The sequence below is a fragment of the Janthinobacterium sp. 64 genome (assembly GCF_002813325.1).
In the GTDB taxonomy this organism is placed as follows: domain Bacteria; phylum Pseudomonadota; class Gammaproteobacteria; order Burkholderiales; family Burkholderiaceae_D; genus Janthinobacterium.
Genome location: NZ_PHUG01000001.1, coordinates 4,324,549 through 4,340,470, shown reverse-complemented (window position 1 = coordinate 4,340,470; position 15,922 = coordinate 4,324,549). Strand labels below are relative to the sequence as shown.

General features: G+C 63.3%; 14 protein-coding genes. 1 reads left to right on the top strand and 13 read right to left on the bottom strand.

Going from position 1 to position 15,922, the window contains the following annotated elements; genetic code table 11:
* Nucleotides 1-7: 7 nt before the first annotated feature.
* The 6 genes from CLU91_RS19130 to CLU91_RS19105 form a co-directional block, all read right to left on the bottom strand.
* Nucleotides 8-1,033, bottom strand: coding sequence for a DUF4424 family protein (locus tag CLU91_RS19130; RefSeq protein WP_157814734.1), 1,026 nt, complete (start codon nucleotides 1,031-1,033; stop codon nucleotides 8-10).
* Nucleotides 1,033-3,864 carry an ATP-binding protein gene (locus CLU91_RS19125; RefSeq protein ID WP_100875405.1) on the bottom strand — a complete coding sequence of 944 codons (2,832 nt, stop codon included), beginning with the start codon at nucleotides 3,862-3,864 and terminating at the stop codon, nucleotides 1,033-1,035. Before CLU91_RS19125 ends, CLU91_RS19130 begins: the two co-directional genes overlap by 1 nt.
* Nucleotides 3,865-3,872: 8 nt before the next feature.
* Nucleotides 3,873-4,607: a hypothetical protein gene (locus tag CLU91_RS19120; RefSeq protein WP_034753458.1), complete on the bottom strand. Its 735-nt coding sequence runs from the start codon at nucleotides 4,605-4,607 to the stop codon at nucleotides 3,873-3,875.
* The gene (locus tag CLU91_RS19115; protein ID WP_100875404.1) at nucleotides 4,600-5,970 is read right to left on the bottom strand and encodes a hypothetical protein; all 1,371 of its coding nucleotides are present in this window, start codon (nucleotides 5,968-5,970) and stop codon (nucleotides 4,600-4,602) included. Before CLU91_RS19115 ends, CLU91_RS19120 begins: the two co-directional genes overlap by 8 nt.
* Nucleotides 5,971-6,228: 258 nt before the next feature.
* Nucleotides 6,229-6,990, bottom strand: a complete 762-nt coding sequence (locus tag CLU91_RS19110) for a DUF3108 domain-containing protein (protein WP_100875403.1) — start codon at nucleotides 6,988-6,990, stop codon at nucleotides 6,229-6,231.
* Nucleotides 6,991-8,109 (bottom strand): DUF3108 domain-containing protein, encoded by a 1,119-nt coding sequence (locus CLU91_RS19105; protein ID WP_232730798.1) that lies wholly within the window; start codon nucleotides 8,107-8,109, stop codon nucleotides 6,991-6,993.
* A 149-nt stretch (nucleotides 8,110-8,258) separates the two neighbouring features.
* Here CLU91_RS19105 and CLU91_RS19100 point away from each other — a divergent pair, with 149 nt between their 5' ends.
* Nucleotides 8,259-8,981 carry a PhaM family polyhydroxyalkanoate granule multifunctional regulatory protein gene (locus CLU91_RS19100; RefSeq protein ID WP_100875402.1) on the top strand — a complete coding sequence of 241 codons (723 nt, stop codon included), beginning with the start codon at nucleotides 8,259-8,261 and terminating at the stop codon, nucleotides 8,979-8,981.
* A 20-nt stretch (nucleotides 8,982-9,001) separates the two neighbouring features.
* On the opposite strand, the gene CLU91_RS19095 is transcribed toward CLU91_RS19100, so the two are convergent.
* The 7 genes from CLU91_RS19095 to epsC all read right to left on the bottom strand — a co-directional run bounded on the left by CLU91_RS19095 (nucleotide 9,002) and on the right by epsC (nucleotide 15,918).
* Nucleotides 9,002-9,265 carry a hypothetical protein gene (locus CLU91_RS19095; RefSeq protein WP_225317168.1) on the bottom strand — a complete coding sequence of 88 codons (264 nt, stop codon included), beginning with the start codon at nucleotides 9,263-9,265 and terminating at the stop codon, nucleotides 9,002-9,004.
* Nucleotides 9,266-9,281: 16 nt separating this feature from the next.
* Entirely contained in the window at nucleotides 9,282-11,012 is a 1,731-nt protein-coding gene (locus CLU91_RS19090; RefSeq protein ID WP_100875401.1) for a tetratricopeptide repeat-containing response regulator, read from the bottom strand.
* Between the two features lie 11 nt (nucleotides 11,013-11,023).
* Complete coding sequence (locus tag CLU91_RS19085) at nucleotides 11,024-11,743, bottom strand: sensor histidine kinase (protein ID WP_100875400.1); 720 nt, start codon at nucleotides 11,741-11,743, stop codon at nucleotides 11,024-11,026.
* A gap of 157 nt (nucleotides 11,744-11,900) precedes the next feature.
* Complete coding sequence (locus tag CLU91_RS19080) at nucleotides 11,901-13,673, bottom strand: family 2A encapsulin nanocompartment cargo protein cysteine desulfurase (protein ID WP_100875399.1); 1,773 nt, start codon at nucleotides 13,671-13,673, stop codon at nucleotides 11,901-11,903.
* Nucleotides 13,648-14,577: a family 2A encapsulin nanocompartment shell protein gene (locus CLU91_RS19075; protein WP_100875398.1), complete on the bottom strand. Its 930-nt coding sequence runs from the start codon at nucleotides 14,575-14,577 to the stop codon at nucleotides 13,648-13,650. The genes CLU91_RS19080 and CLU91_RS19075 overlap by 26 nt, the downstream gene beginning before the upstream one ends.
* Before the next feature lie 113 nt (nucleotides 14,578-14,690).
* The gene (locus tag CLU91_RS19070) at nucleotides 14,691-14,915 is read right to left on the bottom strand and encodes a helix-turn-helix domain-containing protein (RefSeq protein ID WP_086147172.1); all 225 of its coding nucleotides are present in this window, start codon (nucleotides 14,913-14,915) and stop codon (nucleotides 14,691-14,693) included.
* Between the two features lie 7 nt (nucleotides 14,916-14,922).
* Complete coding sequence (epsC, locus tag CLU91_RS19065) at nucleotides 14,923-15,918, bottom strand: serine O-acetyltransferase EpsC (protein WP_100875396.1); 996 nt, start codon at nucleotides 15,916-15,918, stop codon at nucleotides 14,923-14,925.
* Nucleotides 15,919-15,922 lie beyond the last annotated feature (4 nt).

The window sequence follows — 15,922 nt, the reverse complement described above, 5'->3', positions numbered from 1 at the left end:
TATCTTTCTATTTCTTCAGCAAATAATGGGGGCGCAGCGCAGGCGCCTCGCCCGTATTCTCGCTGCCACCCTCGACATTGCCGAAATACACATTCAGATCCTGCTGCGGACGGAAATTGCGCAGCTTCACCTGCAAGGTGGTGGGATTGATCTTGGTAAATGTGCCGGGGAAGCACAGGCTGATGAGCTCATCCGGCTTGCCCTTGACCAGGTTCAGGGTAAAGTCTTCGATGCCATTCTTCCAGGTGTTGCCAGTCTTTAGGATGTACGAGACCCACTTGGCATTGACGAAACCGCTCTCGCCCTGTTGCGCCGCCAAACGGTTCCACGTCTTGTAGAAAGCCTTGTCGCCGCAATACTTTTGTTCAAACTCCTTGCCCTCGCCCAGGTAGGAGGCACCGGGGCCGGCGGCCACGAACGGCGCATACTGATGGCGCACGCGCACCGTTTTACCGGCCGGGAACGTCTGCCGCCACTGGTAGACCACCGTCACGGACCAGGCCGGCACCCATTCTTCATCGTCGGACAGCTTGGCCAGCAAGCCTTCGGCGATCATGGCTTTTTGCTGCGCGGCGCTCAAGGGCGCCACCTTTTTTTCGAACGGGCTGAACGAGGGAAAATACGCCACCTGCGCGTCCGACAGGCCCAGCTGCGCCAGGCGCGCCGTCACGTCACGGCCGTCGAGTTTGGCGAGCAGCACGGTCTGGTAATCCTTGCGCTTGCCGTCGACCTCGATCGAGAACTGCTGCGGCTGGCCGTAATACGTGGGCGACTGGTGGTAGCCGGCCTCGTAGGCAGGCAGCGGGAAGATGATGGTCTCTGCCACATCGCTTGGCGATTCGTTCAGGAACTCGTACTCGACCTTGATCAAGTCCGCGCTGACGGTCAGCACTTCCTTTTTCATGGCCACGGCGTCGGTCTTGCCGACGATAATGCCGCCGGCACTGACCGAGCCGATGCCGTCATTGGCCATGGCCGTGCCTGTCAATGCCAGCGACAGGGCTACGGCCAGAACGAGCTTGCGCGCGATCATCACGCCACCTTGCCCGACACGGGATCGACCCGGCGCTGCAGCACGAAAATCGGTTGCGCCCATAGGCTATCCTTTTTCTTCTTGCTCGTGATCAAAGTGAGCTCCGAGGGATCGTAGACATCCGTGTTGTGCGTCAACGGCGTCGTCATCAGGTATTGCGCTTGCGTGTTTTTCAGGAACTCGCCGACCAGCTGAATGTTGCGGATATCGAGGTGGGCAAACGGTTCGTCGATGAAGACGAAGCCGCCGGAACCGTCTTCCGATTTCAGCAAGCCGATCAAGAGCACCAGCGACTTCATCACTTGCTGGCCGCCCGACGCTTCGCCATCGTTCATGCCGATCACGCCCTTGCCGTCGAATTTGAAACGCACGTGCAAGCCCGCCTGCGACAGCTGCACGTCGTCGTTTTCCAGGCGCACGGGGTCGGCATGCACTTCGATGCCGGCCAGTTCGCCCAGCTCCTTGATGTTCTTGCTGTACGTCTTGATGGTGTAGCGCAAGCGTTCCATGTAGGCACCGCGGGCATTGCCCGTCGCTTCGATGGCGCGGTTGTTCTGGTAGCGGCGCTCGTCCGTTTCCGACTGGCGGCCATGCAATTGATCCGACAGGCGGTGATGCTGGTCGATGACGGTGGCGTCGAGTTCCCAGTCGTCGCGCGCCAGGCTGTTTTGCAGGCTGGCAACGCGCAGATCGACCTGGTGCGCATTCTGGTGCTCGGCCACGAGCGCCGCGCGGCGCGCGGGACGGCGCCAGCTTTTCGGCAAATGGCGCCACGCATGGCGCAGGGCCAGCAAGGCGCGCGCATGCTCGGCGCGTTGTTCGATCTGCTTCTTGTAGCCGAGGCGCGAACCCGCTTCCGCTTCCGACAAGGCCAGGCGCGCGTTTTGCCACACGGTATCGGCACGCGTGCGCGCCACGGTGGCGTTCTTCGTCAGAGTCTGCAGCTCGCCCAGACGGCCGCCCACTTCCAGGCGCTCTTCCTTGAGCGGCTTCGAGTTGCGCAGCGCTTCGGCAAATTCGTCCTGGCGCGCACTGAGTTCCTTGGCCGCGTCGACGCCGGCGATGCGCGCCTTCAGGGCACCCACTTCCGCCGCCAGCTTCGAGATCGCCAGGGTGAGCGTGTCTTCCTGCCCTTCCAGGCCAGGCAAGGAACGCAGCAGCGCTTCCAGGCGGCCGCTGCGGCCAGCCTGGCCGAAGCGGTAGCGCGACGCTTCCACGAACAGCGAGCGCCCGCCGCGGCGTTCGCGGTGATACGCCTCGGGCGTGATCCATTCCTCGTGGTTGCCCAGCTTGAAACCGGCTTCGACGGAATCGACACGCGCAATGCGCGACAATTGCTCGATCAGCCAGCTGGGCACGGGCGCGGAAAATTTTACTACCGCCAGCAAGCTCTCGTCTTTGGCGACGGGTGCCGTGACCAGGTCCGGCACGATGAAGTGGCGGTAGCGTTCTTTTTCGGCCAGGCGGTAGGCGGCAGCCGCATCCTTGGCCTTGTCGAGCAAGACGACGGAGGCGTAACCGCCCAATATACCTTCGACGGCGCCCTGCCAGCGGCTGTCCGTCACTTCGACGATGTCCGACAGCATCGCGTGGGCAATGCCCGCGTCGCGCAATGCACGGCGCATGCCGCGCACATTGTCCGGCTCCGGCATGGCCGTCTTGCCTTGCAGCGCGGCAATGGTCGCCTGCTCGCCCGCGATGCGCGCCGACAGGGCGTCGCGCTGCTGGCGCTGGCGCAACAGTTCCGCTTCCTTCTGTTCCAGCTGGGCCGCCACTTCGGCGATGTCGCTGCCCGAGTCGGCGGCCAGCTTGTGCAGGCGGTCCTTCTGTTCCAGCAGGCTGTCCAGCGGTTTCAGCTTGGCATTGATCAGAGACAAGCGGCTCTGCAAGCCGATCGATTCCTGCTCCAGCAGGGTTTCGTTCATCTGCGCGTCGGACAAGGCCTTCGCTTGCGCGGCCAGCGCATTGCGTTTATCGGTCAGCTGCTGATCCGCCTGCGCCATCGGCTTGCGCGCATCGCGCAATTGACGGCTGGCGATGGCCGCTTTTTCGCGCGCCTCGTGGTACTGCAAGCTGGGCAGCACTTCTTCCAGCAGGTTGCGGCGCTCTTTATGCAGCCCTTCCCACTGGTGGTAATTGGCTACGCGCAGGCGCAAGCCTTCCAGGTTGGTCTTCGACGCTTCCAGTTCCGTTTCGAAGCGTTTCAGCTCCACTTCCGTGTCGCGCTGGTGGCGCTTGGCTTCATCGTAGGCGTCCAGCACTTCCTTGTCGCCAAACACCTGGAAGACCAGGTCGAGCAGCTGGCGCGGCGCGTATTCGCACAATTTGTCCGTCTCGCCCTGCTCCAGCGCCAGCACTTTCGACATGGCCGGCGACAGGCCCGCATTGGCCAGGCGCTTGCGGTAGTTTTCCACACCGAGCCAGTCGTTGGCATCCGTGATGTCTTCGATCTGCACATTGCCCGGACGCATCAGATACTGGCGCTTCCAGTCGCCGCCATTTTTCTGGATCTGGCAAAACAGGGTCACTTCATCGTCGCTGAAGAAGCCGGAACTGCGGAACGGGCGGTTCGACAGCTGCTTGCCCACGTTCTTGTTGTCGACCACGGCGCGCAGCCAGGCCGTCTGCTGGCCCGAGTGGCGCGCATAGTGTTTATACGTGCGGCCCATCGAGCAGTCGAGGCCGAACAGGGTGCGCAAGGCGTCGAGCAAGGTGGTCTTGCCGGAACCGTTCTGCCCCGCGATGGTGATGATCTTCGCGTCGAGCGGAATATTCTTGATGCGCTGCCAGTAATCCCAGTGCACCAGTTCAAGTGATTTGATATGAAACATGGGCGCTTTCAGTGAGGGAGGTCGGACGCAGGCTCGTCGCCCGCGTCAGGCAAGTCGCCGATGTCGGCGGACAAATCAGCGGACAAATCAGCGTCCAGGTCGACGGCCACCAGGCGCGCGGGCGCCCGCTTGAACACGTCGGCGAGCGCGCCGTTGATGATGCGTTCCTTGAGCACGTCGGTATCCATCATCAGGTCCAGCAAGGGACCTTCCAGGATGAAGTCGCCACGCCGCTCGATGAAGCCCAGCTTGGCCAGGGTGCCCAGGTTCATGTCCATGCGCGTCTTCTTGCCCAGCTTGTCGCCGAAGTCCGACAGCAGCGCCTTGTAGGAAATGCCGATCGAGGCGTCTTCCGCGCGCGGCAGCGGCTTTTCCGTGCCAAACATATCGTTCTGGTCGTCATCCGCATGCTGATGCGTTTCCTGGCGTTCGCGCTTGGGCAGGATGATCTGCGCCCACAGCACCACCAGCAAGGCCACGCCATCGCGCGCCAGGCCGAAGTTATTGTTTTGCCACACGTCGCGCGCGCCGAAGATCTTCGGCTCGATGGTGCGCGTCAGTGCCAAAGTCACATGGTCGGCATACACGTTGTCGAGCAGTTTCAAGCCGCAGGCCAGCAGGCGCGCATCAATTTCGGCGCGGAACAGCTCGTCGGACAGCACGCGCTTGACGAGCTTGTCGTCGCGGCGCAGGGTTTGATGCGTGAGCAGGCGCGCAATCAGGATTTGGGAATCGTCATTCATCGGCAGTGCCGCTATCTAAATCAAGTGAAACATTCAGTGAAAGCGAGGCGATCGACATGGCCGCCACATGGGGGTCGGTCAGCTGGACCATCTCGTCGGTCGGTGTAAAGGTAATCGGCAAACGGGCCAGTTCGGCCGTCGAGCCTTGCAAGCTCGCTTCGGACACGTCGCCCAACAGCGGCAGCATCGAGGCGCGGTAGGACGCCACGGCAAAGCTGGCCGGCAGCAGCGAATCCTGCACCGGTACGGACTTCGGCCCTTCTTCGACTATGCTGGGGAAATTGCCCAGGCTGGCAAAGTTCGACAGGCGTTCGAGCAAGTCATCGAGTTCAAGCTGCATGGCGGGACCGTCGCTGATGGTGGTGGGCGCGTCCTCTCCGCTGGGCAGGCCCGTGTTGATGACACCCGCCGCCCGTTCGGACAGCAGTTCCGTTTCGGCCACGTCGATCATCTCGGCCGGCGTGCTGAACAGGGGCACGACGGGCTGATCGATGGCGCCTTCGGCCAGGCTGGCCAGGTCGTCGTGCAGCAAGAGCCAGCGCTTGATGTCCGTGGTCGACAGGCCCGACTGGCCCAGGTGCACGCGCTGGCGCTCGATCTGGTTCAGCGCGCGCGAAAACATGCCTTGCATGTTGAGCAATTTACTTTGCGCGCGGCCGATCGCCTGCGCCGCCTTGTGCGTGGCGCTGTCCGCGTTTTCATCGGACGTGATCGCCACGAGAATCTCGGAGCCTTTTTCCACCCAGTCGCAGGCCATGTTCCACTTCGCCTGCGCCGTGCGCAGGCGAAATTCGGAACCGGAAGCGATGGCGTCGGAGAATTCCTCCGTCAAATCCACCAGGCGCCCCAGCAGATGCTGCAGCTGCTCGACCGACACGCCGCCGACGGCTTGCGCACCGGCCACCTGGGACAGGAGGAAACCCATTTCCGCTTCATCTTCCGTCTGGCCCAGGCCCAGCAAGCTGTCGATGGCGGACAGCACATTGCGCGCCATGGGCGTGACGCGGTACACGCCCTGCTGCGCATCCCAGGCCAGCAACTGGTTCGAGCGCAGGCGCAGCAAGACCGTTTCCAGGCTTTCCGGCAATAAATAGGCCAGCTTGGTGTTGATATCGGCGCGCGTATAGGCGGACGTGGCCGCATCGGACGCCAGCTCGCGCAACACCAGCAGACGCACCAGCACGCCATCGAAACCGCCGTGGAACAGGGCCGTAAACACTTGCAGCAGGGGCTGGGCCCGCTTCAAGTGAAATACCTGCTCGATCTCGTCGGCCGAAATATTGGGCTGGAAATGCGCCTGCAAGGAATCGTGATGCTCTTGCTCTGTCTGATGTGCATCCGTAGCCACGGCTGCACTTGCCATTATATCAATCATTCTTTTCCGGATGAGTGTTCAGCGGGCGGCGCAGCGGGCTAACGCAGCACTGCGGGGCGGGGGCGTCAGTATATCAGTTCTGACATGCAATTTAGCGCATGGGAGGGGAGCCAGCGGGCAGTCAGGTAGCCGAGTGTTGTATTGACGAAAACCCCAACGGCGAAGGGCTGGGGTCGGACCCTGAGGGTCCGACCCCGGTTTCTGCATCAGGGTTGAAAATTTGACGCAAAAATTGATAGCAAGCACTTACTTCTTGACAATCTTTTGCAAGGTTTGCTCGACGTAATCGCCGTCTTCATCGGCGAACGTCACCTTCACGGGGTACCATTCCAGCGACGGCGCCAGCCACAGGTCCACTTGCTGGCCCTTCTTGTCCGGCGGCGGCGCCTTGACCAGGTGGATGGCGGCCACTTCGCCCAGGCCGGTGGCGACCTTGTCATCCTTGACGACCTTGAAGGTCCACGGCTCGGCGTCGTGGCGGCCGGCCACGAAGAAGCTCCATTCCGAACCGGGCGTGAATTTCTCGGGCGTGGCGCGCGCCACGCTGACCAGTTGCCAGACGGTACTGTTGCGGTCCTGTTCGCCGCCTTTCAGCGGATAGCTGTCATCGCCCTCGCTGAAGACGATGGTCTTGCTGTCGCGCTTGAACGTGGTGGTGGCCGCTTCCTTGCGGAAGCGTTTTTCCACGAATTGAGAAGGCGCCAGGCCAAAATCGTCGACCGTGCCTTCGCTGCGCTGCTCCAGAATCTTGCCGAACAGGGCAGCCTTGGTTTCGGCCAGCAGCGAGTACTTGCCATCGCCCACGCGCCAGTTGCTGACCGATTCGCCGGACAGTCCGATGCCGCGCTGCTTGGCCTTGATCGAATAGACGAGGTCCGCCGATGGCGCCAGCTTGTACGGGCGCTTGATGACGGGGTGCTCCACGGGTGCGTCGGCCATGGCGGGAGCGAAGGTGGCGGCCAGCACGCCGGCGGCCAGCAAGTGTTTGAAAGTAGTCAGAGTCATCATTTATTTTCCTGTAGCGTCATTGACGCGAATTTGGGTCACGGTTTGCGTGGTCAGCGCCCCGCTCGCCTCGGTATTGCGTATTTGTACCGGATACCACTGCATCGACGGCGCCAGCCAGATATCGAGCTGCGACGAATAGGTGCCGGGCTTCGGTGGCCGGCGCAGATGCCAGGTCACCAGCCGGCCCATGTTGGTATCGAGTTCTTCCTCGCCCACCAGCTGGAAGCGGAACACGGTCGCTTCCTTTTCCTCGCCGACGAGGATGTCGATATTGCCGGCCAGCTGGTTGACGTCGGCGCGGCCGATGGCGGCCAGCTGGAACGGCACGGTGGCCTTGTCTTGCGCCCCCTCCTGCCATGGCGCCGTGGCCGTCGTGGCCGAAAACGTGATGGCCTTGGCGTCGCGCTTGAAATGCGTGGCCGTTTGCGCGCGGCCCTTGCGTTTTTCCGTGGCCGTGACGGGCACGATGCCGCTGCCATCGATCACGCCCTCGCTGGTCAGCACCAGCAGGTTGATGCGCGTGATCAGCATGCTCAAGCCCACTTCCAGCTTCAGCTGATACGTGTCGCCCCGATTGTCCCACGCCATGGCGGCCACGCCCTGCCACTTGGTGCCGTCGGCATCGCGCCGGTCCACATGCAAGTCGAACTGGGCCGAAGCAGGCACATTCGTCTTGTAGTGCCGTGCCTGCTCGACGGCCGGTGGCGGCGGTGCGGCAGCTGGCGCGGGCGCGGCCGCCACGGCAGGTGCAGGCGCCGTGATGGCCGGGGCAGCCACTGCGGCCGGCTCGGACGTGGCAGGGCCTTGCGGCACGTCGCTGGCGGGCGCCGTCCACTGGGGCGTTTCGCTCGACGCCAGTTCCGTCGTCGGCGGCGGTGGCGGCGGCCTGAGCTTGGGCACGGGCAGCAGTTCAGGCGGCGGTGGCGGCACCACCGGCAGCGGTTTGGGCGGCTCGGCGATCAAGGCCATGCTGACCACCTGCGCATGATCCTGCCCCAGCGGCACCATGCGCGCATGCGAGGTGAGCCATGCCAGCGCCACGTAATGCAGTGCGCCGATGAGCGCGACAAAGACGACGGTACGGCGGCGCGGTGGCGAAAAGAAGGAGTCGGGCATCATAGGCCGTAGTGTACCGCTTTCCCTCCGTCTCCCGCTTCTTGCCCGCGCTCAACTCCTGATGTTTTATGTAAGAAAATGTTGGCAGCGTTGCGTCAGTTGCAAGCTGATATCTGCTACGCTAGGGGCACCCACCTACCAGGAGATTTCGCATGGCAAATCCGCAAATGCCCCAAATACCGGGCGCAGCAGTTGTGACCGATACCCTCGACTTCGTCAAGAACCTGTGGGGCAGCATGAGCGTGCCCGGCATGGGCGTGCCTGGCATCACGGCGCCCACCCTGTCGGTGGAAGAGCTGGACAAGAAAATCAGCGACCTGAAAGCCGTCGAAGCATGGCTGAACCTCAATACCAGCATGCTGCGCGGCAGTATCCAGGCGCTGGAAGTACAGCGCGGTACCATCGCCACATTGAAATCGATGGGTGCGTCATTGGCGGCGGCCATCACCCAGCCCGGCGCCAGCGAGAAAAGCGTCTTTGAATCGGTGCCCTACGCTTCCGCGTTTTTCCAGCAAGCTGCACCTGCGGCGCCCGCGCCTGCACCGAAACCGGCGCCCGCACCTGCGCCCGCGCCGGAACCGGCTGCGGCGGCGACCGACGATGCCGGCAGCCAGGCAGCAGCCCAGTTGGCAAATCCAAGTGCTTGGTGGAATTTGTTACAAGATCAGTTCAAGCAGGCGGTGTCGACGGCAATGTCGCCCGACGCTGCCAGTGCGGCAGCGGCCAGTTTCGGCGCTGGCGCCAAGACCAAGCCAGCGGCCAGCAAGCCCGCCAAGCCGGCAGAAGCAGGCACGGCAGCCAAGGCCAAGGCCCCGCTGCGCAAGGCGCCCGCGAAACGCGCAGCGCCCAAGGCTAAAGCACCAGGCAAGGCCTGATACGCAAGCCGGCGATATGATCAGGCGATACGATGAATGCGGATCGCTTCGATCATGTTGTCGGCCTGGCGTTTTACGTCACCGATCGTGATCAGGCCTTCGTCGGCCAGCGCCTTGGCGTGCTCGTACGAAGACTGGAATGTTTCCAGCGTGTCTCCCTTGGCGGCGACCGGGCGTACCCAGGCAATACTGCCGACCTTCATTTTTTTGTACACTTCATTGACCACATCACGCATAGTTTCTTCCTTATTGTTGTAAAGCAACTCAAGCACGGGCGAACCCACGCTGGCCCCTAGTTTATCATCCGGCACGCTCGTGCACGGATTTTCCCCCTTTTTCCGGCGCCGGCGGCGTTTTTTCCGCCACCTCGACGGCCTGTTCCGGCCCGGGCGGCGGCGTCAGCTGCACCAGTTGCTCCATCAATTGCGCAAAGCGCTGCTGTCCCGGTGCAATTTTGTCTACATACAACAACACTTCCATGGCTTCGGCCGCCAATTCCGCCTGGTAACCGCGCTGCTCCAGGAAAGACACGATGATTTGCGCGGAATTGAACAGAATGCGCAGGTTGTTGGGCAGCTTTTCGCGTGCCGCGCGCATCCAGGCGACTGCCTCGTTGAGCTTGTCCGTCTTCCACAGCAGCACGCCCTTGTTCATCAAGTCCGACGCTTCCTTGCGCGCAGCGATGATCAGGCTGGTGCCTTCGTCGCCCATCTTGGCCTTGTCAAAAATCTTTTGCACCTCGTCCTGTACCACCTGGTTGTCGTGGTTGTTCTTCACCACATAGCACAGCAGGCCGGCCGGCGCATCCTTCACGCCGACGGCGAACAGCAGGGTCGCCAGTTCCATGCAGATACTTTTTTCGGGCCGCGCCGGGTCTTCGGCCAGCATGGCTTCGAGTTCGTCGCCGCACTTGCGCGCGCGCCGGTAATCGCCCGTTTCGTGGTGCACCATGCCTTCCGTGATCTTCGCGCGCAGTCCGATCTGCTCGGGCGGGAACTCGCGCTGCGCCAGCAGCAGCCACTGCAGCGCTTCCTTGGCATCTTTCTTCAGTCCGCACACGCGCGCCAGACCCAGATAGGCGTCCGGCGTCTTCATGACGGAAAATTCACCGATGGAAATACACTTGCGAAAAGCCTTTTCCGCCATGCTGACATTGCCCACTTTCAGGGCCGCCAGCCCCAAGTTGCGCTGGCGCGGCACGGAATTGGGCGACAGGCGCGCCGCCTTTTCCAGCACGCCGCACGCTTCCTCGTGCTGTCCCATCAGCTGGTAGGCGATGGCCATCTGGTCGTAGGCGTCGATGTAATACTTGTTTTCGACGATCACGCCCTGGAAGATCTGCCGCGCCGCCTCGTGCTCGCCGTTGTTCATGCGGATCTTGCCCAGGCCCGCCCTGGCCCAGCTGTAATCGCGCTCGGCCAGCACTTTTTCGTACACGGCGCGGGCCTTGTCCGGCTCGCCGCTTTTCAGCAACAACGACGCCTTCATGCGCAGCAATTCCAGCGCGTGCAGTTTGTTGAGCTCGATCTGCGCGTCGCACAGCTTGGCCGCGCGCAGATAATCCTTTTCCATGCAGGCCTGGTCGATTTCGCGAAACACCTGCTTCTTGTGCCACACGCGGTTCAGGCGCGTCAGCAACACGCCTTCCGTGATCGGCTTGATCAGGTAGGCGTCGGGCTGGTGCTCGGCCGCGCCCATCACCGATTCCACGCTTTTTTCGGCCGACACCATCAGCCACACGCTCGATGGCGCCGTCAGGTTGCGCACGCGCGTCTCTTCCAGCACTTGCTGGCCATTCTTGCCTTCGCCCAGGTTGTAATCGCACAGCACCACGTCATAGCGCGTCTTGGCCAGCAGCTTCATGGCTTCGCCGCCGCTGGCCGCCTGGTCGATATGGCGCGCACCCAGGTTGCGCAGGGATTCGCGCAGCAGGATGCGGATGCCGACGAAATCATCGACCAGCAGATAATGCTTGTCGGCCCAGTCGGTGCTGCCCGCTTCGGCGGCGGTGGCGTGGCTGTCTGTCGTCATGAATTCCTCGTTCAGGGCAGGCGCAGGATGAAACAGCCGCCGCCCAGCGCGCCGCCATTTTCCAGGGCGATGCTGCCGCTGCTGCCCCGGTGCTTGTGCATCTTCGCCACTTCGCTGGAGAAATACAGGCCCAGTCCCGTGCTGTTGGTGGAAAAGTTCACGCCGGCCGCCATGCCATCCATGGCGGCGCTGCCCGCGTCGAGCAGCGCCTGCGAGTAGCCGTCGCCATTGTCGTCCACGCGCAGTTCGAGCATGCCGTCGTGCTCCTGCACCGACAGGCGTATCGTGTCCTTCGTGTAGCGGATGGCGTTATTGATCGCATGCGCCAGCACGCCGATGACCAGGTCTTCATCGAGGGTCCAGATCAGCTCCGGCGGGCACGCCGTCTCCAGGCCGATGCCTTTCGAGGCCAGCAGGATCTTTTCCTGGTCCACCACCTGGTCGAGCACCTGGCTCACCAGTTGCGGCTGCACGTCAAACGGGTAGCCGGGCTTGCCCACTTCCTTGTACAGGGCCAGCAGCTGGATCAGGTTATCGTTGAGGCGCTTGGTCTGGTACAGCATTTGCGCCATCTGCAGGTAGGCGGGGTCGGCCTGGGGGGCTGTTTTCGCCTGCTCGGCCGCCAGCAGCGACTCCAAAGTGCCGCTGACCACGCTGATCGAATTTTTCATGTCGTGCACGGTCGACGCCAGGAACAGGAAAAGCTCGGGCGAGCTGTGTTGATTTTCCACCGGATATCTCCTTGGGGCCGCAGCTTCAATATTGCCAAGGATAAATTATACCGCCAGCCTGCGGACGCCAGCCAGTCGCGCGCAAAGACCGTGACATGACGCAACAATGCCACCCCAGCTTGCGCCAGGGCGGCATCAGCTTGACAAGCAGGCAAGATCAGCGGCGCGCACCCGCCAGACGGCGCACCACCGCGATCATGCGGTCGATTTCCTCATACGTGTTGTAGAAGGCGAACGATGGCCGCACGGTCGCTTCCACGCCGAAGCGGCGCAAAATCGGCTGGGCGCAGTGGTGGCCCGAACGCACGGCGATGCCCTCGTCGTTCAGGGCGCGTCCCACTTCCGCCGGCTCGTAACCGGCCAGCACGAAGGAAGCCACGCTGGCCTTGTCCAGCGCCGTGCCGATCAGGCGCACGCCGGCAATCGCCTGCAGCTGCTGCGTCGCGTAGTCCAGCAGCGCGTGCTCGTAAGCGGCGATGTTGTCCAGGCCGATGCGCTGCACGTAATCGATGGCCGCGCCGAGGCCCACGGCATCGGCGATATTGCCCGTGCCCGCCTCGAAACGATTCGGCACGCCCTGGTAGACGGTGCGCTCGAACGTCACGTCGGCGATCATGTTGCCGCCGCCCTGCCACGGCGGCAATTGCTCCAGCAAGTCCGCCTTGCCATACACGGCGCCGATGCCCGTCGGGCCAAACACTTTATGCCCTGAAAACACGTAAAAATCGGCACCCAGCGCCTGCACGTCGACGCGCAGGTGCGACACGGCTTGCGCCCCATCGACCAGCACGCGCACGCCGGCCGCATGCGCCAGCGCGATGATCTGCGCCACGGGCGTGACCGTCCCCAGCGCATTCGACACCTGCGTCACGGACACCAGTTTGGTGCGGCCGTTGAGCAGCTTGCGGAATTCATCGAGCAGGATTTGCCCGCTGTCGTCGACGGGAATCACGCGCAGAATCGCGCCCTTTTCCGCCGCCAGCTGCTGCCACGGCACGATGTTGGCATGGTGCTCAAGCTGCGAGACGATGATCTCGTCGCCGCTGCCGATGTACTTGCGGCCAAAGGTATTGGCGACCAGATTGATGCCCTCGGTGGCGCCGCGCACGAAGATGATTTCATTGGCCGAGGCGGCGCCGAGGAAGTTAGCCACCTTGGCGCGTGCCGCTTCATACGCGTCGCTGGCGCGCGCCGCCAGTGCGTGCGCGGCGCGGTGGATGTTCGAATTCTCGTGCGCGTAGAAATACGACACGCGGTCGATCACCGATTGCGGCTTGTGCGTGGTGGCCGCATTGTCGAACCAGGCCAAAGGCTTGCCGTTGACGCGCTCCGCCAGCACGGGAAAATCGCGCCGCACGGCATGCACGTCGAACGGCGCGGGGGTTTGTCCATGCCCCTGCTGCCGCGCAGGCAGCTCGGTCTGGAAATAGAAGGCGGGCTGGCCACTGGCTGGCGATACGGGCAGTTGGCGCGCGGGCGCGCCCTGCGGCGTGGCATCGGGTATCGCCTGCCCCAGCCCCTGCTGCGCCAGGCCATCGAGCTTGCCGTTCGATGCGGGATAGCCATGCGCGCCGCCGACAAAATAGTAGGGCGACGGCGCACCGAGGGCGGATGCGCGCGGCGTCGGCACGGAGGCCGGCGCCGGCGCAATCGGTGTCTCCAGCGGCGCCGTCACGGGCGGCACCTGCGCCGTCGCCACGCCGGGGGCGATGGCGGCAAACGAAGGGCCGGGCTGCGGCGGCGGACGGTTCGCATAGCGGGGCGCCGCATCGAGCACGCTGCCGGAACCGCCGAGGCTGGGCGACTTATCTAACCCGGGAAGGCGCGCGAAAAACTCGCCCGCCAGGCGGTTCAGGGTCGCTTCATCGGGCAAGAACGGGACGGCGGACAAGGCCGCCGCGCCATCACTTGTAGGTGTCTGGGTAGTCATGGTATTTACCGATCTCCACGTCTTCCAGTACGGCCAGCGCATCGTCGGTCAGCACGGCCAATGAGCAATACAGCGAAATCAGATAGGACGAAATCGCGTGGCGGTTGATGCCCATGAAGCGCACGGACAGGCCCGGGCTTTGCTCGCCCGCCAGGCCAGGCTGGAACAGGCCGATCACGCCCTGGCGCTGTTCGCCCGCGCGCAGCAAGATGATTTTCGTCTTGCCGTCTTCGATCGGCAGTTTATCGGACGGCACCAGCGGCACGCCGCGCCACGTCAAAAACTGCGAACCGAACAGGCTGACGGTCGGCGGCGGCACGCCGCGGCGCGTGCATTCGCGGCCAAAGGCGGCAATCGCCAGCGGGTGCGCGAGGAAGAAGCCCGGTTCCTTCCACACTTTCGTCAGCAGTTCATCGAGGTCGTCCGGCGTCGGCGCGCCCGTCAGCGTAAAAATGCGCTGGTCGTCGTGCACGCTGGCCAGCAGGCCGTAATCGGGATTGTTGATCAGTTCGCTTTCCTGGCGCTCCTTGATCGTCTCGATGGTCAGGCGCAGCTGCTCCTTGATCTGGTCGTGCGGGCTGCTGTACAGGTCCGACACGCGCGTATGCACGTCGAGCACCGTGCTGACGGCATTGAGAAAATACTCGCGCGGCTGCTCGTCATAGTCGACGAAGGTTTGCGGCAGTTCCGACTCGTCGCGCTGCGAGCAGGCCACGCGCACGTCCTTTGGGTTCTTCACGCGATTGAGGCGGTAGATACCCGCTTCCACGGGCAGCCATTGCAGCAGGTGCACGAGCCAGCGCGGCGTGATCGTGGATAACTGGGGGACGCTCTTGCTTGCATTGGCCAGCTGGCGCGCGGCGTTATCGCCCAGCGCGAACTGGTTCTCTGTTGCTGCTGTCATGACTACTCCTGATGAGAAAAGTGAATATGCTTATCTGAAAAACGAATAAAGTATCGAGTACCCCTCTCTTTTCCTCAACATGCTATCGCCATCAACGCGGCGTTATCATCGACCTAATCCACCAGCTCCGGTTCGCAGCGGGCCATCAATCCCGCCAGGCCGACGCCCAGCGCGATGGCCAGCTTTTCCACCGTCAGCAGCGACGGCGTGGCGGCGCCCCGCTCGATTTCGCCGATGAAGGAGCGGTTCAAGTCGGCCGCTTCGGCCAGGCGCTCCTGCGACCAGCCATGCCCTTCGCGCAACTGGCGCACGGCCAGTCCAAACTGTTTGATCAACATGCTGTCCTCATCGGTGGTGGGCAAAAGCGGGGGGCGATGGCGCCGGCGACTCTGGCAAATCGGGCGCCTCCTGCTGGTTGTGCGCTTGCGTGACATGGCTGCCTGGCGCCACGCTGCGGGTCAGCCAGACATTGCCGCCGATGACGGAGCCCTGGCCGATGGTGACCCGCCCCAGGATCGTCGCGCCCGCGTAGATGACCACGTCGTCCTGCACGATGGGATGGCGCGCCAGTCCCTTTTTCAGCATGCCGTCGGCACCGGCGGGAAAGCGCTTGGCGCCCAGGGTGACGGCTTGGTAAATGCGCACCCTGTCGCCGAGGATGGCCGTCTCGCCGATCACCACGCCCGTGCCATGGTCGATGAAAAAGCTGCTGCCGATGATGGCGCCCGGATGGATGTCGATGCCCGTCTGCGAATGGGCCACTTCGGCGATGATGCGCGCCACCAGCGGCGCGCCCAGTGCATGCAAGGTGTGCGCGAGGCGGTAATGGATGATGGCCAGGATGCCCGGATAGCACAGCAGCACTTCATCGACGCTGTGCGCGGCCGGATCGCCATGGAAGGCGGCCGCTACGTCCGTATCGAGCTGGGCGCGGATGCGCGGCAGCGCGCGGGCGAAGCGCTGCACGATGGCCAGCGCCTGCTGTTCGATGGAGACCGTCTGCTGCAAGCCATGCTGGCGCGCGTGGTAACTGAGTTCGCGCCGCACCTGTTCGTGCAAGCCCGTGAGGGTCGTGTCGAGCGTGTGGCCGACAAAGAAATCCTCGCTCTCCTGCTGCAGGTCGAGGGGGCCGAGGCGCATCGGAAACAGGGCCGCGCACAAGGCGTTGATGATGTCGCGCAAATGCTGGCGCGACGGGAATTGGCGCGCGCCGCACTCCTGGTTGCTGGCCAGCCCTTCGCGCCACTGCGCGCGCACGGCGCGCAATTCATCGACGATCTGGCGCAGTTCCCATTGCGGCTGCGCGGCAAGGGAGGCGGGGGGAATGGCTCGCTGGTTCATGGTG